This window comes from Streptomyces sp. NPDC045701 (genome assembly GCF_056432045.1).
On sequence record NZ_JBWKJV010000023.1, the window covers coordinates 1 to 19926 of the forward strand.

Sequence of the window (19926 nt, forward strand, 5' to 3'; positions counted from 1 at the left end):
ACCCCCGCCCCTTCACATGGACGAAGAGCGCCGACGAGATCCTCGAACGCCTGGCCTCATATCTTAATCGAATTCCCGGCGCAGGACACTAGCGGCTACACAAGTACGTCCAAGGTGGACCGGCGCACGACGAGTTCGGGTGTCAGCACCTCGTGAACGTGTTCATGCGCCGCCTGGGCCGTGTGCTCCATGAGCAGACGGCCCGCACGCATGCCCAGGGGCTGCGCGGGCCAGCGCACCGAGGTCAACGGCACCACCGCGGTCGCGGCAAAGGCAAGATCTTCATAACCCACCACCGCGACATCCTGTGGAACGCGTACGCCGGCCTCGTGCAGGGTCTGCATGAGGCCGAGGGCCAGCAGGTCATGGAAGCAGAGGACTGCGGTCGGCCGGGGCGTCACCCCGAGGAGTCGCTGCCCAGCATCCCGGCCAGCACCCAGGCTGGTGTCCTCCGTCGCCAATTCCCCGAGGTAGACGGCCCTGTCGTTGGATTCCTGCAAGGCCTCCATCGCCCCTCGACGCCTGCGGCGCATCATCGGACCGGGTCCCGCTACGACGACGGACCGGTGGCCCTGGGCGAGCAGATGCGCCGCTGCGGCTCTGCCGCCGGCGTGGTCGTCGACGGTGACGGAACACGCGCCGACCGCTGTCAGGTCCTGACCGGCGACGACGCAGGTCATTCCGCGTTCCGCGCAGGCGGCCACCGCTCGCTCCGTGTCGGCGCGAAACGCGATAACGACGCCGCGTACTTGGTGGGAAGCAAGCAGCGCGAGATTGCGGTGCATGCTTCCTGGCTCGTGGTCTCCACCGCACATCAGCACACCCAGGCCTGCCTCCTCGGCCGCGCGCTCCACCCCTGCGGCAAGAGCCGCATCGCGAGGATCCGTCAGGTCCGCGCCGTACAGAGCCAGCAGTTGCGAAGAGGCGTTGCCACGCAATTGCCGGGCACCGGCGAGTCGGACGTACCCGAGCGATTCGATGACGGACGCGACCACTTCACGCGTAGGCCCGGAGACGAGCTCAGGACGGTTGAGGACGTTGGAGACCGTGCCGATGGACACCCCTGCTGTCCGGGCGACGTCCTTGATCCCGACACGCCGCGAGAGGCCCATCCCGGCGACGCGTGTCTACCGTACGCCGGGCGCCGCGGTGCTGCGCCGGACGACCAGTCGTGGGGTCATCATGGTCTGCATGGCCCGGTCGCGCCGTCCTTCGACACGTTCTATCAGCATCCTCGCCGCGGTCGCGCCCATGGCGTGTCCGGCCTGGTCAACGCTGCTGAGCTGGACCGGGGCGAGCGAGGCGATCGCGGTGTTGTTGTAGCCGACGAGCGAGACGTCGCCGGGGATGGACAGGCCCAGGTCGGCGGCCGCCCGGTAGACGCCCAGAGCCGCGACGTCGGCACCGGTGAGGATCGCCGTGGGCCGGTCGGTTCCGGACAGCAGGGCGACGCCCGCCGCGTGGCCACCGGCGTCGGAGTACGCGGCGTGGTGAACGCGCGCACGGTGGGCGAGGCCGTGACGTTCCATCGCCTTGAGGTAGCCGTCGGCGAGGACGATCTCCGGGGGGCGCTGCCAGCGGCTGGCCTTGTTGCCTGCCGCCGAGACCAGGGCGATGTCCTGGTGCCCGAGCGCGACGAGGTGGTCAACCACCAACCCTGCGCCGAGATCGTCTGCGTCGACGACGGAGTCGTGCGCGTCGGAGGCGTCGTGGTGGCCGATGACCACGGTGGGCGTCACCGCGGCCGTGGCGAGTACCTCGGAGCGCGGCGTCCCTGGGGCGATGAGGATCAGACCGTCCATCCGGCGGTCCACCATCGCCCGGACGGTGCGTGCCTGGTCCTCCGCGCCGAAGCCGGCCGCACCGATCAGCACGGTGTACTCGCTGTTCTCCAGCTGCTCCCGGATGCCGTCGAGGATGTCGGCGAAGAACGGGTTGCGGACGTTGTCGAGCAGGACCCCGATCGTGTAGGTGCGCCCCCGCATGCCGCGGGCGGCGGCGTGGGGCCGGTACCCCAGCTCCGCCATGGCCGTTCGGACGCGTTCCTGCATGGCCGGGCTCACGCCGTAGGCGTTGCGCATGACCTTGGACACGGCGGCGGTGGACACGCCGGCATGTCGGGCCACATCGGTGATGGTCACCCGTTTGGTGCTCCTGGGCGAGCTGTCCGGAGCCATGGGAATCCCAATCTCCTTACTCAGAGTGGAACGTTCTACGCCGTGAGTCGTGTGTGGCTGCACTCATCGGGCGAGGCGAAGCTGATGTTACGCGTCTGTGTCTTGACGGCGCCAGAGGGATGGCGTCATGGTGTTGCCAGTTCCGATGGAGAACGTTCTACACGACTCCGTCTTTGCGCGGCTGATCTTCCCGCCGCCCCTCGCGCCCGCTGAGCGCCCCCTTCTTCTCTCACGATCCCTGGGAGTCTCCAGTGCCCCACCGCACGATCCGCGCCCGCCGCCTGACCTTCGTCTCGGCCGGCGTCATGTCCCTGGCTGTTCTCGCCACCGCCTGCGGCGGCAGCGGCGGTGGCACCTCCGCGGCGCCCAAGGACTTCACGTACCTCAGCGTCACCGAGAACACGACCACCCGGACGGCGCTGACCACGCTCTCCCAGGGCTCCTGCAAGGCTGAGAACGACGCCCTGCCGCTGAAGGTCGAGACCGTCCCCCAGGCGCAGCTGGACCAGAAGCTGCAGCTGCTCGCCGGGCAGGATGCGCTGCCAACGCAGTTCGCGGCAGGGAACGCGCCGGCACTCACGAAGAAGCTGGACGATTCGGGCAAGGTCGCCGATCTGACACTCGAGCTTCAGCGTCTCGGCGTGTACGAGCAGCTCGAGCCCGCTGCCGTCTCCACGATCAAGGCACTGTACGGCGACAAACTGATGGCACTGCCCTACGAGTACAACATCGAAGGAATCTTCTACAACAAGAAGCTCTTCCAAGAGAACGGCATCGCTGTCCCGGGCACCTGGGACGAGCTGCTGGCCGCCGCGGAGAAGCTCAACGCCAAGGGCATCCAGCCTTTCTCCGCGTCCGGTGCACAGGGTTGGCCGCTCACCCGCCTCATCAGCGGATACCTCTACCGCAGCCTTGGTCCCGACGCCCTCGACAAGGTCGACATGGGCAGCGCCAAGCTGACCGACCCGGAGTACGTGAAGGCGGCGGAGGAGATCGCAGCCCTTGGCAAGAAGGGCTACTTCGGCAAGGGCGTCGGCTCCATCGACTACGACACCGCGATGAACCAGTTCCTCACCGGCAAGTCCGCCATGTTCTACATGGGCAGCTGGGCCCTCGCCAACATCGCCGACCCCAAGCAGAACAAGGTCGGCGCCGAGAACGTCGGCTTCATGCCCTTCCCCGCGGTCAAGGGCGGTAAGGGCTCCATCGACCAGTACCCCTCCAACATCGGCCTGGCCGTCACCCTCGGGTCGAAGAACTTCGACAAGAAGGCCGGCGCCTGGGTCAGCTGCATTGCCAAGAACTACGGCAGCACCGCCCTGAAGGACCACGGCACCATCTCCGGGTTCAAGGTCAACACCCCGGTCAAGGACGCCAACGAGCTCGCCACCACCGTCCGCAAGACCATCAGCTCCTCCAAGCAGAACGTCCTGTGGTTCGAGGCCCTCTTCAGCACCAAGGCGACCACGATCAGCAACACCACCGCCGCCGGTCTCGTCAACGGCAGCGTCAGCCCCAAGCAGTTCATGGAGACCGTCCAGGCTGCACTCGGCAGCCAGTAACCCCCGCGAGACGGGCGGCCCGCCGGCCCACGGCGCGCCGCCCGTCACTGCCGGTCCAGCCCTTCACCAGAATCGAAGTGGACACCACTCATGCACCGCGTACTCGGTGACCGCAGGGCGATCCTGATCCTGCTCGGTCCCGCACTCCTCGTCTACACACTGATCATGCTCGTCCCGATGGTGTGGTCGCTCGGGTACTCCTTCACCAAGGGCAACTCCATCGAGGGCTTCACCGGCAACGGTCTGGACAACTTCACCCGGCTCTTCTCCGATCCGGCCGTCCATGACGCCCTGTGGTTCACCCTGAAGTACGCGGTCATCGTCACCGCCGGGCAGGTCGTCGCCGGCTACCTCCTGGCCCTGCTTTACGTCTTCTTCCTCAGGAAGGCCTCCGCGCTCGTCCGCACCCTGGTCTTCTTCCCGGTCGTCCTGCCCACCGTCGCCGTCGGCCTGCTCTTCCAGAAACTTTTCCAGGTCGCTCCACAGCCCGGCCCGGTCAACTCGCTGTTGAACGCCGTCGGCCTGGAGTCCATCGACTTCTTCGGCAGCGCCAGCAGCGCCTTCTGGGTCCTGATCGTCATGGACATCTGGCGCTCCATGGGCTTCTACGCCGTGCTTCTGTTCGCCGGGCTCGTCGACATCCCCGACGAAGTCCTCGAATCGGCCCGCCTGGATGGTGCCTCCGGCCTCCGCCTCATCCGCCACATCGTTCTGCCGCTGTCCCTGCCCGTCCTCATGTCCTCCCTGATCTTCAGCATCAACGGCACCCTCAAGGTCTTCGACTCCGTCGTCGCCCTCACCAACGGCGGGCCAGGCAACGGCACCACCCCGCTGACCCTGTACATGTTCCAGTCGTCGTTCACCTACAGCGAGTACGGCTACGGCAGCACCATCGCGCTGCTCCTCACCGTCGTCTGTCTCCTGGTGAGCCTGGCGGTCTACCGCGTCTCGCGGCGCGACAACACGGAGGGCTGAACGCCATGGCCATCGACACCCTGCCGAAGACCGCCGACACCGGCCAGAAGCGGACCAAGCAGCCGCTCCGTGCCGCTCGCAAAACTGGCGGCCGCCTGTGGATCCGGCTCGCCGTCGCCGTTCTCCTGGTCATCGAGATCTACCCGCTGATCTGGATGTTCCTGACCTCGCTGAAGTCCAACAGCGACTACCTCAACAACTCGACCTGGAGCCTGCCCACCGCCTGGGAGTGGGGCAACTACGCCGAGGCCTGGACCACCGGGAACATCGGCCTCTACGTCAAGAACAGCCTCCTGGCCGTCGTCCCCGCCCTCGCCCTCATCCTCCTGCTGGGCACCGCAGCGGGCTTCGCCCTGCAGATCATGGTCTGGAAGGGGCGCAGCCTCACCCTCCTGGTCTTCCTCGCGGGCATGATGATCCCCCCGCAGATGATCCTGTTGCCGCTGTTCACCATCTACTTCCAGACCGGTCTCTCGGGCACCCTGTGGCCGCTCGTACTCACCTACACCGGCACTGGACTGCCCCTGACCGTCTTCATGATGGCCACCTACTACAAGACCGTCCCGCGCGAGCTCTTCGAGGCGGCCACCCTCGACGGCGCCGGCATCCTGCGTGCCTTCTGGACCATCAGTCTCCCTGTGGTCCGCAACGCGCTGCTCACCGTCGGCCTGGTGCAGTTCTTCTTCATCTGGAACGACCTCCTCATCGCGCTGACCTTCACCAACAGCCAGGATCTGCGCACCATCCAGGTCGGCCTGCTGAACTTCACCGGCGACTTCGGCGCCACCCAGTACGGGCCGCTGTTCGCGGCCATCTGCATCAACGTCTTCGGCACTCTCGTGATCTACCTCTTCCTCAACCAGAAGGTCATGAAGGGCCTCACCTCGGGAGCGGTCAAGGGCTGACCAGCCCACGCCCCCCCTGCCCGAGCACACGAAAGGCCCCTTCCTTGCACCCTCTCCAGCCCTCTCCGGTGCGCTTCGAGCACCTGCCGGACGGTCTCGGCATCGGAACCGGCACCCCCCGGCTCTCGTGGACACCCGCAGCCGAAGCAGGCGACCAGCACGCCTACGAAATCGAAGTCGAACGCCGCGGCGAGACCCACCGAACCGGCCGTGTCACCGGACCCGACCACCTCCTCGTCACCTGGCCCGGCCAACCACTCGCCTCCCGCGAACGTGCCGTCGTCCGCGTCCGCACGTGGTCGACGGCCGACGGCGAACCGTCCGCGTGGAGCCGGCCCAGCTCCGTCGAGGCCGGCCTTCTCGCGCCGGGGGACTGGTCCGCGGTGCCCGTCGGCGCCGGCTGGGACGAGGACCCCGCGGCGGAACGCCGTCCGGCCCGGGTGCGCAAGCACTTCAGAGCCCCCGACAAGCCGATCGAGCGTGCCCGGCTCTACATCACCGCGCACGGCCTGTACGAAGCGGAGATCAACGGCACCCGCGTCGGCGATGAGACCCTCGCCCCCGGCTGGACCGTCTACCCCCACCGGCTCCGCTACCGCACCTACGACGTCACCGCTCTCCTCACGCCCGGTGCCAACACCATCGGCGCCTGGCTGGGAGACGGCTGGTACCGGGGGAAGTACGGCTTCGACGGCGGCACCCGCAACATCTACGGCACCGACCAGTCCCTCATCGCCCAATTGGAGATCATCTACACCGACGGCACCACGACCGTCATCGCCACCGATCACACCTGGCACGCCGCCGTCGGCCCCATCCTGGCCAGCGGTCTGTACGAGGGCGAGACCTTCGACGCCCGCCTCGACGACCCGCACTGGGCCACCCCGGCCGCGTCGCCGGATGGTTGGACGCCCGTACGCACCGGCATCAGAGACCCCAGGACCCTCGTCGCGCCCGAAGGCCCGCCGGTCCGCTGCACCCAGGAGATCCTCCCGGTCTCGATCACCCGCACCGCGGACGGCCGCCATCTGCTCGACTTCGGACAGAACCTCGTGGGACGCCTGCGCATCACCGCAGACGGGGCGCCCGGGACCACCGTCACTCTCCGGCACGCGGAAGTCCTCCAGGACGGAGAACTCGCCACCCGCCCCCTGCGCGAAGCGCATTCCACCGACACGCTTGTCCTGCCCGGCACCGGGCCGTACACATGGGAACCCCGCTTCACCCTCCACGGCTTCCGGTACGCGGAGATCACCGGCTGGCCCGGCGAACTCACCCGCGGGGACGTGACCGCACGCGTCCATCACACGGACATGCGCCGCACCGGCTGGTTCGAGTGCAGTGACCCGATGGTCAACCGCCTGCACGAGAACGTCCTGTGGAGCATGCGCGGAAACTTCGTCGACATACCCACGGATTGCCCCCAGCGCGACGAACGGCTCGGCTGGACCGGCGACATCCAGGTCTTCGCCCCCACCGCGAGCTTCCTCTACGACTGCGCCGGCATGCTCGACTCCTGGCTCGCCGACGTCGGACTCGAACAGCTCCCGGACGGCACGATCCCTTGGTACGTTCCCGTCATCCCCGGCGAACCGATGTGGACCCCCATCCAGCCCGGAGCCGCCTGGGGCGACGTCGCCACTCTCACCCCCTGGGTCCTTTACCAGCGCTTCGGAGACCTCGAACTCCTGCGACGCCACTACCCCATGGGCAAAGCATGGGTCGACCTCGTCGAGAAGCTCGCCGGCCCCGACCGGCTCTGGGACACCGGCTTCCAGCTCGGCGACTGGCTCGACCCTGCCGCCCCGCCGGACGACCCCGCCGCGGGCCGCACCGACCGCTACCTCGTCGCCACTGCCTACTTCGCCCACTCCGCCCGGCACCTCGCCCGCGCCGCCCGCGAATTGGGCCACGCCGGCGATGCCACCCGATACGACACGCTTGCCGACGAGATCACCACGGCCTTCCAGGGCCGCTACGTCCACGCCGACGGCCGCATGACCAGCCACAGCCCCACCGCGTACGCGCTGGCTATCGCCTTCAACCTCCTGGACTCCGGCCGGCGCCAGGCCGCCGGCGACCGCCTCGCCGAACTGGTGGACCAGGACGACGCCCGTATCGCCACCGGCTTCGTCGGCACCCCCCTCATCTGCGACGCGCTGACCGACACCGGCCACCTCGACACCGCCTACCGCCTGCTGATGCAGACCGACTGCCCCTCCTGGCTGTCCACCGTCTCCATGGGCGCCACCACGATCTGGGAACGCTGGGACAGCCTCCGTCCTGACGGCACCCTCAATCCCGGCGGCATGACCTCGTTCAACCACTACGCCCTCGGTGCCGTCGCGGACTGGCTCCACCGAGTCGTCGGCGGCATCGAAGTCACCGCGCCCGGCGCCCGGGCCCTCACCTTCCGGCCCCGACCGGGAGGTGGTATCACCTGGGCACGCACCCGCCACCACACGCCCCACGGCACCGCCTCTCTGTTCTGGGAAGCCACCGCGGACGGTATGAAGGCCGAGATCACCGTGCCTCCGAACTGCACCGGAGTCGTCGAGCTGCCCGGCCGCGACCCCAGCAGTCTCACTTCTGGCACACACATCCTGCTCTCCACCGAAATCGCCTGAACATGCTTCGCGATACCGGAAGTGAAAAACAGTACCCGGCATGGCTTCCCAACCATGCCGGGTACGTGCATGCCGGGGGAAAGTCGCTTGCTTCATCCACGTGACGAATGGCAGTCATCGAATATCTGTATGGCGCCCTCGTGGACCGTCGTTATCGGCTGGCCGAGTGAGCCGGTTTCGCTGCGAAAGGAGTGTCATGTGTGCAGCTCAGGGCTGGTCTGCTGAATTTGCTGATCCTGACGGGTTGACCGGTGGCATTCATGGTCATAGCTTTTTGGTTCGCGTGAGGCGCTGAAATAAAAGCGCCTGGAAATTCCCTGGAGGCGCTCGCGGGACGCGGGAAATCCTCAAGGGAGACGCTGATCGAACCGGCTCATTCCCCTGTGGCCGGCCATGCAGCATTCGAACCGGCGGATCCCACCCGCCGCCCCCACCGTCCGGAGAGTCGCCGTGAACCGACGTACCTTCCTGTCCGCCGCCATCGCCACAGCAGCCGCCGCCACCATGACGCCTATCACTTCCATGCAGGCGATCGCCGCCACCGACCCCCGCGCCTTCGACCGCGCCGACGCCGTCCTCGCGCGGATGACGGCGGCCGAGAAGGAGGCGCTCGTCCGCTGCGACTTCGCCGCCCTCACGCACCTCGGTATCCCGGCCCTGACCATGGTCGACGCCTCCGCCGGACTGCGCGGCGAACAGAACGTCACCGCCTTCCCCGTCCCGCTCGCCCAGGCCGCGACGTTTGACGAGGACCTGGCCCGCCGCATCGGCGTAGCCATCGGGACCGAGGGCCGCGCCAAGGGCTACAACAACCTCCTCGGCCCCACCATCGATCTCACCCGCACATGGCACTTCGGCCGCCAGGCCGAAAGCGTCGGTGAGGATCCCCTGCTCGCCGGTCGCCTCGGAGCCGCCCTCACCACCGGTATGCAGAGCCGTCAGGTGACAGCCACCGTCAAGCACTTCGCCGCCTATACCCAGGAGGCGAACCGCTTCTTCACCGACACCCTGGTCTCCGAGCGCGCCCTGCGCGAGATCTACCAGGCACCGTTCCGCCGCGTGATCGCCGCCGCCCCCACCGCCTCGGTGATGATGGCCTACCCCAAGATCAACGGCACGTTCGCCACCCAGAACCCGGCCCTCTTCGACGACGTCAAGAACCGCCTCGGCCTCCAGGGATACACCGTGCCCGACTTCTGGGCGGGCGACGACCAGGTCGCTGCCGCCAAGGCCGGCATGGACCTCGCCGGGCTCGGACCCGGCGGAGTCAAGTTGACACCCGGCGCACTCACCAACGGCGCCGTCCCGGCCGCCCGGCTCGACGACGCGGCCCGCCGCATCCTCGTCACCATGTTCGCCAACGGTCTCGTCGACAACCCCGTCCCCGCCCCGGCCCCGGATGTCAGCACCGCCGAGCACAAGAGCCTCGCCCACGAAGCCGCTCTCGCCTCCACCGTCCTGCTCGCCAACCGCTCCTCGGCTCTGCCCCTGCCCGCCACCCTCAAGTCCCTCGCCGTCATCGGCCCCGCCGGCTCTGATGCCCTCACCGGCGTCGCCGGTTCCACCTATGTCGACCCCGGCACCTGGACCACCCCTCTCCAGGCCGTGAAGAGCCGCGCGGGCGGCACCGTCACCCACGCCCAGGGCACCACCGGTGACATTCCTCTGCCGGCCGTCCCCGCCTCCGTCCTGCGCACCACCGGCGGGACCGTCGGCCTCACCGGCCGCTACTACGCCTCCGCGCAGCCCACCGGCACCCCGGCCGTCACGCGCACCGACAGTGTCATCGACTTCACCAGCGCCCCCGTCGAGAGCCTCCCCGCGGTCTGGTCCGCGACCTGGTCGGGCACCCTGACGCCGACCCACACGGGCCTGCACCGCTTCTCCCTCCTCCTGGCCGGCACCGCCACCCTGAAAATCAACGGCGTCACGGTCGTCTCCGGCTCCCGAGGCACCCGCCGCTTCTTCCTCGGCACGCACGACTACCCCATCCAGGGCACCATCGAGCTCACCGCCGGCCAGACCGCCACTATCGAGATCACCTACAGCAACTCCGGCGCCGACCCGGACCCCGCAGGCCGGCCCGCCTGCGGACTCACCCTCGGATGGCAGCCCGCCTCCCTCATCCCGGCCGCGGTCCAGGCCGCCCGCACCGCCGATGCCGCCGTCGTCTTCGTCAACCGCATGGCAGGCGAGGCCATGGACCACGAGCAGCTCACCCTCCCCGGGGACCAGAACCAGCTCATCACCGCAGTCGCGGCCGTCAACCCGCGCACCATCGTCGTCCTGAACACCGACGGCCCGGTCGCGATGCCCTGGCTGAACGATGTCGAGGCCGTCATCCAGGCCTGGTACGGAGGTCGCGGCATGGGCACCGCGCTCGCCGCCGTCCTCTTCGGTGACAGCGACCCCTCCGGCCGACTGCCCGTCACCTTCCCCGTCGGACCTGCCCAGGGCCCCGGCACCACCCCCGCGACCTACCCGGGCACGAACGCCACCGTCTCCTACGCCGAGGGCACCGCCATCGGCTACCGCTTCTACGATGCCAAGGGGCAGCAGCCCCTGTTCCCCTTCGGCCATGGGCTGTCCTACACCACCTTCGCCCACGGCTCGCTCGAAGCCGCGTACGACGCCACCACCAAGTCGGTGACCGTCTCTGTCACCGTCACTAACAACGGCAATCGTCAGGGCACTGACGTCGTCCAGATCTACGCCACCCTCCCGGCCGCGGCGGCGGCCGAGCAGCGCCGCCTCGTCGCCTTCCGCAAGGTCACCCTTAATCCCGGAGCTAGCCAGCGCATTACCTTCACCGTCCCCACCGACGATCTGACCGTGTGGAGCAGCGGCGCCTGGACCCTCGTTCCGGGCCTCTACACCCTTGCCACCGCCCGTAACTCCCGCGCCATGACTGCGCAGAGGACGGTCACCATCAACTGACCACGCAAGGCAGGTACAGCCAGCCCGGGCGCCGAGTCCCTCTCGGCGCCCGACGGCAGAGTGAATTCGGCGGACTGCCATCACCCACTCCGGGTCCGCGTCAGCGTCGGGCCCGGAGTCGTACGTTTCGACCGGGAGCCTGCTGTCTGCGCCACAGACACAGCCGCCCCCGGCTCGAATCGCACGGGCCGTCGGGCACCCCAGAGATCGGGACCACTCTCGCCGCAGTCGTTCTGAGCGCGTCCGCTAGGTACGAGCTGCTGCCGGGCGATGCGGTTGGTCGCACGCGGGCCGTCCGGTCGGCGTTCCTCACGCGAGCTCACCAGCATGGGCGGGAAACCGCTGAGGGCCAGACCCGTCATACCCCTCTTCGGAGTGCCTGGGGGTCGCCACTCTTCCTCCAGCGCGCGCGTTCGAGAAGCCAGGTTCTGATGGAGACGTGACACACCTGTTGTACGCAACCGCTCAGCTGTGGGTGTCTCGCTGTGCGGGCAGCACGAGGAGTAGCCCCCTGGAAATAACCCCAGGATTATGGGCGTTCACACTCTGCCATGCCATCAAAAGAGTGAGGGAGTCTGGCGCTGAAGTTGTTCCACACGACGAACGGCGTGACCGAGGTCCCGCCACGTCTGGCCGAGGCCGAGACTGATGTGCAGGTGCTCGTCGAGAGCGCAATGGAGCCCATGCTCGGCGTCCGCTTCCTGGCGACCGAGTACAGCACCGGTCCCGTTCACGGAGGGCGCATCGACTCGCTCGGGCTGGACGAGAACGGCTCGCCGGTGATCGTCGAGTACAAGCGGGCGACCGACCCGGGTGTGCTGTCGCAGGGCCTGTTCTACGTGGCCTGGCTGATGGACCACCGGGAGGAGTTCGAGGCCCTGGTCCGTGACCGGCTCGGGGCGGCGGCTGCCGCCGGAGTTCTGTGGAGCGCGCCCCGGCTGATCTGCGTGGCCGGCGGCTTCACGCGCTACGACCTCCACGCGGTGCGCGAGCACCGGCGGTCCATCGACCTCGTGCGCTACACCATGCTCGGCGAGCACCACATCGCGCTGGAGACCGTCGCCTCGGTTGCTCCTCAGGGCAGCCTGTCCCGCAGAAAGCGCATCCGGGGCGGGCAAGGGGAGTTGGCCCGCCGACGGACCGACGCCCTGACGGAGCTGGCGGCCTTCGTCGACGAGACGCTGCTGGGGCTGGGCGAGGGCGTGACGAAGGTCGAACGCAAGCAGTACGACGCGTACCAGCGGCTGCGGAACTTCGCCTGCGTCACGCCGAGGCAGGACAAGCTGCTGGTGTACCTCAAGGTCGCGCCGGCCACGGTCGAGCTCGTGCCGGGCTTCACCCGGGACGTGGCGGGGCTGGGCCATCACGGCACGGGCGACCTGGAGGTCGAGCTGCGCTCGGAGAAGGACGTAGAGCGGGCCCTGGAGCTGTTCCGGCTGTCGTACGCGGTGGCGTAGCGGTCGGCGGGGCGTGGATGTCTCGGTCGGAGGTGCCTTTCGACGAGGGGGCGGGGGAGTGGCGGTGGTGTCGTCCATCCTCCGCAGGATCCCCGGTTTCGGAAACCGGGGATCCTCGCCTATATTGCGTCCGGCCTGGAGGCGGCTTTGTGCTTGGTAAGCGTCACGCCGCTGAGTCGAGGCGTCCTTCGCAGGCATCGCGAACCTTCGAAAGGTCATCACTCGCAGCCTTCAGTGCCACTGGGTCGCCCTCGATCGCCATCTCCACTTTCTCTCGCAGTGCAACCGTGGCCTCGGAAGGGAGGAACGGAACTCCGAGGAATGCATATCCCGTGTCTACATTGGTCCGCAAGTCGATTTCTACGGCGTCCCAGGACCTTCGGGCCGCGTCCCGCGCGTTGGGATTTCCCTCATCGTTTACGAGACCGATTTGCTGTAGGTCGCGTTCAAGCTCTCGGATATTCTTGTAGAGCTGAGTAGAAACCTTTCGTAATCGCGCCCACGTTCTGTGGCCGGCTCCAATCATCGCGGCTCCCAGTGTGACGGCGACTGGAACGAGGAGAGACGGGCGACTGTTGAGGACAACCATATAGATGACGATCCCGGCGAAGTAGATTCCCGCCGCATTTCCTACGGTGCGGCTGATCGCAGCGCGCCAGATGCGTGCACTCATTCGATCGAGCAATTGGGCATCGGTCGGCTTCGCTGGATCGGCCCACTGGTGCCACAAGGGAAGCGTGATCCAAGCGGCCTGGAGAACGAGACCCGGCAAGAGCGCATCATTGCCCAGCCCACGGGGGTCTGCGGCGACGCGATTAAGGAGTCGCCAGGCGTGCAGGGCGACGAATAGCGTTACGACGCCCCAGACCGTGAGCTTCAGATTTCGCCACCGATCCTGCCAGGCGGGCTCGTTCCATCTGGAGGTGAAGGTTTGATCCCAGCGGCGGGCGACTCGTGCGCGTACTCTCTGCCATTGTCTCCAGTCCTGGGTGGCGCCACGCCAGAAGTGCATCCCGTAAAGCGCCAGGATCAATCCGCCGAAGAATAGGGCGAGCCCCTCCGTTCTCCGTGGTGTGCCGTAGAGCGCGTTTCCCCATGTGTTGGCGACGAAACCGAGGGGGACGTATGCCCTGCGCCAACGAGTGCGGATGACGGCCGCAAATTCTCCCATGAGTGGCATGGGCTTATGTTCGCGTGGGCCCTCTTCTCCCAGGTGGCACTTGATGAAAATCAGAGGTTGGGGCGTACGTCGCCCGCCGCGGGCAGGCGACGGGCCGCAACTGCGCGGCACTGCTGTGCTCGGCGCTGCCGATGAATCCCTACCACCCCGAGGGTTTGGTGGGGCCGAGGGCGCGGGTGACGGTGATCTCGATGACGACCCGGTTGGGGTTGACCCGCGGGGTCTTGTACCGCTCGGTGTACCGGCGCTCGGCGTCGGCGACGGAGGTGGGGTCGTCCTTGATGACGGCGGTGCCTTCGAGGGTGGACCAGCGCCGGCCTTCGGCCTGGCTGACGGCGACGCGGGCTTCGGTACCGGCGGCCAGGGCGGCGCGGATGTTGCGGACCTTCTTGTTGCCACCGTCGGTGATGACGCGCGCGATCCGTGTCCCGGGGTCGTACGTGACGCCGACAGGAGTGGTGTGCGGGGAGCCGTCGGGCCGAAGGGTGGTCAGGAAGCAGGTCCTGCGCTCCCGCCAGAAGGTATCCCCGTCGGTGGGCAGGGCGTCGGTGTCCAACGGACGGTCTCCTCGGTGCGAGCGGCTTCGGCACGATGGCCCGGGCGCCGGAACGGCGCCGGCCCCCTTCGACCGTAACGCGGAGCGGCCCCAGCCCCGGCGCCGGGTCCCCTCGTGTGAGAGCGGGGAGGATCAGGCCCGGTGTCGCCGGGCTTCGAGGGCGTGCGCTGGTGCCGGCCCCGACCCTCGCCGAGGGCCGGCCGGTCCCACTCCGGCGGCCGAGCAGCCTCCGGAGGCGGATAGAGCAGCGCCTGCGATTCGGCCAAATTTGCCACGACCGTGACCAGCACCCAGGCCAGGCCGTCGTACTCCACGATCGCGCGGGGTGCCGACGGAGCGAGGTGGCTGCCCGAAGCAGGCCAACGACCAAGGGAACGGCGCGTCGGCGCCCTCTCCCTTCCGCAAGACGCTCCTCGCGGCGCCGGGAGCCGAGGCGATCAGCGACACGGTGGAGCACACGGTGGATACCGTCGGAGAGCAGGGAATGAGCATGCCGTCCTGGTTCGACAGCACCCCCATGGAGCAATGGGTTCGCCAGCGCGTCGAGGAACTGTACGAGACGCTCGGCGATGGCGCGGTCCTGGCACCGGTGATCGTCTACCGCCGGTTCCTCGCACCGAAGTGCACCGACGATTCCCGGGCGCTGTCCGGCGTGGAGAATTACCTGGGGCTCGGCGGTTCACCCCGCGGAGTGAAGCCGTCCCCTGGTGAGAGGGGAGACGGGAGCGGAGGCATGCAAACGACGGCCGCGTTGGGCCGGTCACCGACTGCGAGCCCGCTGGGCCGGCACGGCTGCGGGGAACCGGGGAGCGGGCGTCGGGAGCGTCCTCCGGGCCGGTGGCGGGGGCGCGGGGAGGAGGTCTGCGGCGCTGCTGGCGAGCTGAGCCAGGAGAGTGTGGGGAACGCCGGCGGAGAGGCGGATGGTCCATACCGCCCCGTCGAGGTCTTCTCCGCCGTACAGCGTCCATCGGTCCGCTACGGCGTGCGGGGTGGATTCGAAGACGATGCTCCGGCCCGGTGCCGACCACGTGGTGCGGGCGGGGTGGCTCGCCGGGTGCCAGGCAGCGTCGTGGAGGACGTCGTCCGGTCCGTCGGCGGTCGTGAGGGTCGGGGCGTCGAGGTATTGGAGTATCGCGCGGATGAGGGGCACGGGGGTGCCGACGGTGAGTGTGGCGTGCCAGAGGCGTTCGCCCACCGGACTGTCGTACTCGACGATGGTCCAGGCGACATCGCTGCGGTGCCGGGCTTCGTGGTCGAACTCGGCCCGTACGGTGAGGGATTCGTGGGAGGTGATGGTCGTCTCGTCGAAGGGGCGGTACTTCTCCCACTGGCGCTCCTCGTCGAACAGGGCTGCGAGGAACGCCTCGTGCTCGCCGGGCGCTGCGACCGGCGGTTCGGCCGCGGGTGCGGAGGTCTGCTCGGTGGTGGCCGGGGGCTTGCCCGCAAGGAGCTGGCGGACGGCCTGTTCGAGGTCGGTGAGCGGGGCGGGGCCGGGGCGGACGGCGACGGAGTAGAGCTGGTGGAACTCGGCGACGGCCTCCGCTTCGGTGTCGTACGAGGTGGTGATCTGCCGGAGGTGGTTCTCGCCGTGGAGGTGCACGTGCCGGCGCACGCCGGTGGCGTAGGAGCCGACGGCCACGGTGTTCTGGCCGTCGTCGGCGTGCAGGTGGATGATCAGCCGGCCTTCGGCGATGTCGTCGTGGATGCGCTGGGCCTCGGCGCCGACCTCGCGGATCTCGTCGCGGGTGCACCAGGGCGTGGGGTAGTTCGCCCAGGTCCACTCGGTGTCGATCTCCTCCTGGAGGGCGGCGTCGATCTGGGTGGTGAAGCCGTACTGCCGGAGCTGTTCGGCGGCCTTGGCGGTGTAGTAGGGCTCCTCGCGGTCGATACGGGCCAGGACCATCGTGGCCGGGCCGATGGTGCGGAAGCCGACGTCGTGCAGGTGGGAGCGGGCGGCGTCGCTCGTCGGCCCGGACGTGGTGGCGATGACGGCGGGATGGTGATCGGGGTGGAGGGCGAAGCGGATGTGGGCGTCGGCGGGTGCGTACGGCATCAGGAGTCCTTCGGTTACGGGGTTCGGCTGGCGGCGGCCCGTACGGCGGCGGGGCGCGCGGGCGGGTGCGAGACGGTGGGGGCTCGGCTGGGCGGGCCGGCGCGTGAGGTGACGGGTGCGTCCGGTTCGGCGAGCGGTCGGGTGGCCTGGTTCCAGCGGCGGCGGACCGCGGTGAGGTCGGCCAAGGCCCGGCGTCCGCCCGTGATCAGCTGGTGGACGGTGTTCGCCGGGTCCTCGGTGTAGGCGGTGATCCGGCCGGCCGTGTGCCGGGCACGGGCGAGCAGGGCGCGTTCGACGATCTGGACGCCCCAGTGCTCCGGGGGAAGGGCGGCTGTCGACAGCAGGACGACCAGGTCGGCCGCGGTGACGCCGGCCGCAAGAAGCCCGCGGTGCTGTGCCTCCCACATGACGGTGACCGGATCGAGCGGCTCCCCGCGGTGGGCGAGCGCGGAGACGCACTGCCACAGCCCCGCGCACAACGGGTCGGTGAAGTCCTCCGGCACGAGCCAGCGCATCTGGCCTACGGACGCCGGAGCGGACACGGCGCTGGCCAGCAGCATCCGTTCCTGGTCCCCGGCTTCGTCGTCCTGCGGTGACACGGGCGGGGGCGGCACAGGTGTGCGGGGCAGCGAGCCGGGGTGGGATGGAACGGTACGGGCGAGGGTGTCGAGGTGGCGGGCGAGCGCGTCGGCCGCGGCGAGGACGTGCACCGGCCGGTCGGGCACGGTGACGTCCTGGGCGGCCTGGGCCAGAGCCTCGGCATGGCACCGGATGGAGCGCCGGGCATGCCCGGAGCGCACCATCGCCGCGTACGCGCCGGCGTGCTCAGGGCGGGGGCAGGCGGAGATCAGCAGATGGAGGTGGGCGGCGGTCAGGACCGGCGCCTCCTGGCGGGCTTCCTCCAGGACGGCCCGCAGCCAGTCCAGGCCATCCGGCGGGCTTGAAAGCCCCGGCGCCCGTACGGTCCGCATGGCGGCGAAGAGCGCTCCGTGCGCAGGGTGGGAGAAGGCGTCGCCTTCCAGCCCGTCGGCCTGGGAGAGGTCTTCGGGCCGCAGGAGCAGGGCGCCGAGCAGCGCCTGCTCGGCGTAGTACACCGGTTCGCGTTCGTCCGGCTCGTACGGCGGTTCCTCGTCGGCGAGGTCGGGAGCGTGGGGCATCAGGCAGCCAGGGTGAAGTCGTCGGCGCAGAGGGTGCGGTCAAGGTGCGGGGCGAGGAGGTGTGCGGCGAGACGCGGGGGGACGGCGTTGCCGATCTGGGAGAACTGCTGGCCCTTGTTCCCGGCCCACGGGTAGTTGGCGGGGAAGGTCTGCAGGATGCCGGCCTCGGAGGCGGTGATCCGGATCGGATCCGGCGGCGGACTCTCCGGGTCCTGCGCGGCGGTGGCCGGCCGGGCGACCCAGGTGCACTCGTTCGCGCGGTGCCCGAAGAACAGTGTGCCCGCGGGCTCGGTGACCTCCCGGACGGTGGCGTTGGTCTGGTTGTTGCTGCGCAGGGCCCAGGTCCAGTGGGTCGCCTTGCTGGTGAACGTCTGGGCGGGCCCGGAGACCGGGCTGTCGCCGCGCGTGCCGTGCCGGGCGCTCCAGCCCGTCCCACGGGTCTGGGGCTTGAGGACAAGGCCCTCGACTACGGGCGCAACCGCCCAGGTTCCGCGCTCGCGGGCGTCGGTCAGCGTCTTGCGGGCGCCGGACGGGAAGGGTTCGGGCCCGCCTCCGGGGCCGCCGCCGGCGCAGACCGTCGGCACGGGCCGGTCGGTCGCGCCCCAGCCGAGAGCCTCGGCCATCGACACCCACCTCGCGCGGCCTGGCCCGAACAGCGACTCAGGCTCGGCAACGCGGGCATGCGTCGGCGCCGGAGGCGCGGCCGTGCGGACGCGGGAGGCGAGCAGGATCGCCCGACGGCGGGTCTGCGGGACGCCGTAGTCGGCCGCGTTCAGGATGCCCGTCCACACGGAGAACCGCCAGCCGCGCAGGATCGCCGCGTACTGGCGCCACAGCGGCAGGACGTCGGGGACCTCCTCCATCGCCACCCACTCCGGCTCACCCACGGAGTTCAGGGCGTGGAGGTAGCGCATCGGCTCGGCCGCCAGCAGGGAACGCTCGTCACGGCAGGCGGCCAACAGCTTCTCCCGGGTGTCGAGGCCGGCGGCGAGGTCGGCGACCGCCTGGTGGACGAGCGGCTGGTCGACCAGACCGAGCCTCTTGCCGGCCCTGCTCCACGCCTGGCAGGGCGGCGAGGCGATGAACCCGCGCGTGCGGCCGGCGAAGACCCGGCACGGATACATCGCGACGTCCGTGCGGATGGTCAGCAGCCCGGCCGCCGTCCTCGTCTTGCAGGCCCATTCGTCCCACTCCAGTCCCACGTCCCGGATGCCGAAGCGGTGCAGGGGGACACTCCAGCCGCCCGGGCCCGCGAACAGGTCGACCACGAGATCGCGGCTCGTGATCACGCCGTCAGCCCGAACGTGTCCTGCACCGCCTCGACTTCACTGCGGCAGGCCCACGGAGAGCAGCCGTTGATGACGCCGTCCTCCAGCTCGGCTGCAGCGTCCTCGCCGAGCGCGGCGCGCTCGGCGGCGGTGACGTGGTCGATCGGGGCCTGGCCGAGGGGGACGCGCGAGCGGTGGAGGAAAGCTTCGCCGAGCAGCACGTTCCCCGTGGCGTTGGCCCGCGCGTTCCCCTTGCGGATGGCCGCATCGAATTCCACCACGTCCTCCCATTCCGCAGGGGAGGTGTCACGTATGTGCCGCCACTGGGCATTCCCGTGGAAAGGGCACCCGAGGCAGCTGGACTTCGGGGTGTCTGCGAGACCGAGGGACGTCAGATAGTCGACACATTCGGAGCGCGACCAGTTCATCTCGATCAGGGGATGAACGTTCCGCATGTACTGGACATCGGCATCCTTGGCGCGGTGGAATTCGTCGGTGGATATGCCGATCCACTGCTCGACGAAAATTCCCTTCGGCGCGCGGGCCGGGTACGGATATCCGAGGAGCTTCCGGATCGCCTTCTTGATCGGCTTGACCTTGTACTCCCCGGTGCACTGGCGTCTTGTCATCCCAGGTCGCCCGTCCTTGTTCAGGATGTAAAGCGGCATGGATGCGAAGCGGTGATCGGGGTTCAGGGCGTCATTGCGGATGTGCCCGGACGAAACCCGCAGGACGGGTATGCCGGCCGGTGCTGCAATTTCCTGTTCAAGACGGTCGAGATGGCGATAGACGGATTTGGGCCCCCAGCCTGTGTCGGCGAATATTGCGTAGTCGACTTTGGGGAGGAATCCTTCCGCGGAGAGGGCGAGAAGTGCGCTGGACTGAACTCCAGCGCCGAGGGAGAGTGCGCGAAACTGAGGGGAAGTGTGCGTGGAGATGAGAATTCCTTGGGCGGGTGGTGGGGCTTTTCTGGGCCGCAGGTGAAGCGGAGAGGCCGGGGAGGCGAAGCAGTCGGGGGCGACACTGCGGGAGGCCATCGCGTGGGGGCGTCGCCACCGACGTCAGAGGCTCA

General features: G+C 68.9%; 14 protein-coding genes and 1 pseudogene. 6 read left to right on the plus strand and 9 right to left on the minus strand.

The window, feature by feature from the left end; genetic code table 11:
• Window positions 1-95 precede the first annotated feature (95 nt).
• Both AC07DW_RS22535 and AC07DW_RS22540 read right to left on the minus strand, forming a co-directional pair.
• Window positions 96-1112 carry a LacI family DNA-binding transcriptional regulator gene (locus tag AC07DW_RS22535; protein ID WP_478859467.1) on the minus strand — a complete coding sequence of 339 codons (1017 nt, stop codon included), beginning with the start codon at window positions 1110-1112 and terminating at the stop codon, window positions 96-98.
• A 15-nt stretch (window positions 1113-1127) separates the two neighbouring features.
• Window positions 1128-2177 (minus strand): LacI family DNA-binding transcriptional regulator, encoded by a 1050-nt coding sequence (locus tag AC07DW_RS22540; RefSeq protein WP_478859468.1) that lies wholly within the window; start codon window positions 2175-2177, stop codon window positions 1128-1130.
• Window positions 2178-2428: 251 nt separating this feature from the next.
• On the opposite strand from AC07DW_RS22540, the gene AC07DW_RS22545 reads away from it, so the two are divergent.
• The 6 genes from AC07DW_RS22545 (at window position 2429) to AC07DW_RS22570 (ending at window position 12640) form a co-directional block, all read left to right on the plus strand.
• Window positions 2429-3739, plus strand: a complete 1311-nt coding sequence (locus tag AC07DW_RS22545; protein WP_478859469.1) for an ABC transporter substrate-binding protein — start codon at window positions 2429-2431, stop codon at window positions 3737-3739.
• A 90-nt stretch (window positions 3740-3829) separates the two neighbouring features.
• Entirely contained in the window at window positions 3830-4714 is an 885-nt protein-coding gene (locus tag AC07DW_RS22550; RefSeq protein ID WP_478859470.1) for a carbohydrate ABC transporter permease, read from the plus strand.
• A 5-nt stretch (window positions 4715-4719) separates the two neighbouring features.
• Entirely contained in the window at window positions 4720-5619 is a 900-nt protein-coding gene (locus tag AC07DW_RS22555; RefSeq protein ID WP_478859471.1) for a carbohydrate ABC transporter permease, read from the plus strand.
• 68 nt (window positions 5620-5687) lie between these two features.
• Window positions 5688-8246, plus strand: coding sequence for a family 78 glycoside hydrolase catalytic domain (locus AC07DW_RS22560; protein WP_478859472.1), 2559 nt, complete (start codon window positions 5688-5690; stop codon window positions 8244-8246).
• A 450-nt stretch (window positions 8247-8696) separates the two neighbouring features.
• Complete coding sequence (locus AC07DW_RS22565; protein ID WP_478859473.1) at window positions 8697-11183, plus strand: glycoside hydrolase family 3 protein; 2487 nt, start codon at window positions 8697-8699, stop codon at window positions 11181-11183.
• A gap of 608 nt (window positions 11184-11791) precedes the next feature.
• On the plus strand, window positions 11792-12640 hold the full coding sequence (locus AC07DW_RS22570; RefSeq protein WP_478859474.1) for a DUF5655 domain-containing protein: 849 nt from the start codon (window positions 11792-11794) through the stop codon (window positions 12638-12640).
• Window positions 12641-12803: 163 nt separating this feature from the next.
• Here the strand turns inward: AC07DW_RS22570 and AC07DW_RS22575 are convergent, their stop codons facing one another.
• The 7 genes and pseudogenes from AC07DW_RS22575 to AC07DW_RS22605 form a co-directional block, all read right to left on the minus strand.
• Window positions 12804-13820 carry a hypothetical protein gene (locus AC07DW_RS22575; RefSeq protein ID WP_478859475.1) on the minus strand — a complete coding sequence of 339 codons (1017 nt, stop codon included), beginning with the start codon at window positions 13818-13820 and terminating at the stop codon, window positions 12804-12806.
• A 139-nt stretch (window positions 13821-13959) separates the two neighbouring features.
• Window positions 13960-14376, minus strand: coding sequence for a TIGR03618 family F420-dependent PPOX class oxidoreductase (locus AC07DW_RS22580; RefSeq protein WP_478859476.1), 417 nt, complete (start codon window positions 14374-14376; stop codon window positions 13960-13962).
• A pseudogene (locus AC07DW_RS22585) lies at window positions 14310-14738 on the minus strand (DUF6087 family protein); the annotation flags it as partial. The pseudogene AC07DW_RS22585 and the gene AC07DW_RS22580, both read right to left, overlap by 67 nt.
• A gap of 398 nt (window positions 14739-15136) precedes the next feature.
• Entirely contained in the window at window positions 15137-16429 is a 1293-nt protein-coding gene (locus AC07DW_RS22590) for a DUF317 domain-containing protein (protein ID WP_478859477.1), read from the minus strand.
• Between the two features lie 14 nt (window positions 16430-16443).
• The gene (locus AC07DW_RS22595) at window positions 16444-17586 is read right to left on the minus strand and encodes a DnaB-like helicase N-terminal domain-containing protein (protein ID WP_478859478.1); all 1143 of its coding nucleotides are present in this window, start codon (window positions 17584-17586) and stop codon (window positions 16444-16446) included.
• Window positions 17586-18875, minus strand: coding sequence for a DNA cytosine methyltransferase (locus tag AC07DW_RS22600; protein ID WP_478859479.1), 1290 nt, complete (start codon window positions 18873-18875; stop codon window positions 17586-17588). Before AC07DW_RS22600 ends, AC07DW_RS22595 begins: the two co-directional genes overlap by 1 nt.
• Window positions 18872-19891, minus strand: a complete 1020-nt coding sequence (locus AC07DW_RS22605; protein ID WP_478859480.1) for a hypothetical protein — start codon at window positions 19889-19891, stop codon at window positions 18872-18874. Before AC07DW_RS22605 ends, AC07DW_RS22600 begins: the two co-directional genes overlap by 4 nt.
• Window positions 19892-19926: the final 35 nt, after the last annotated feature.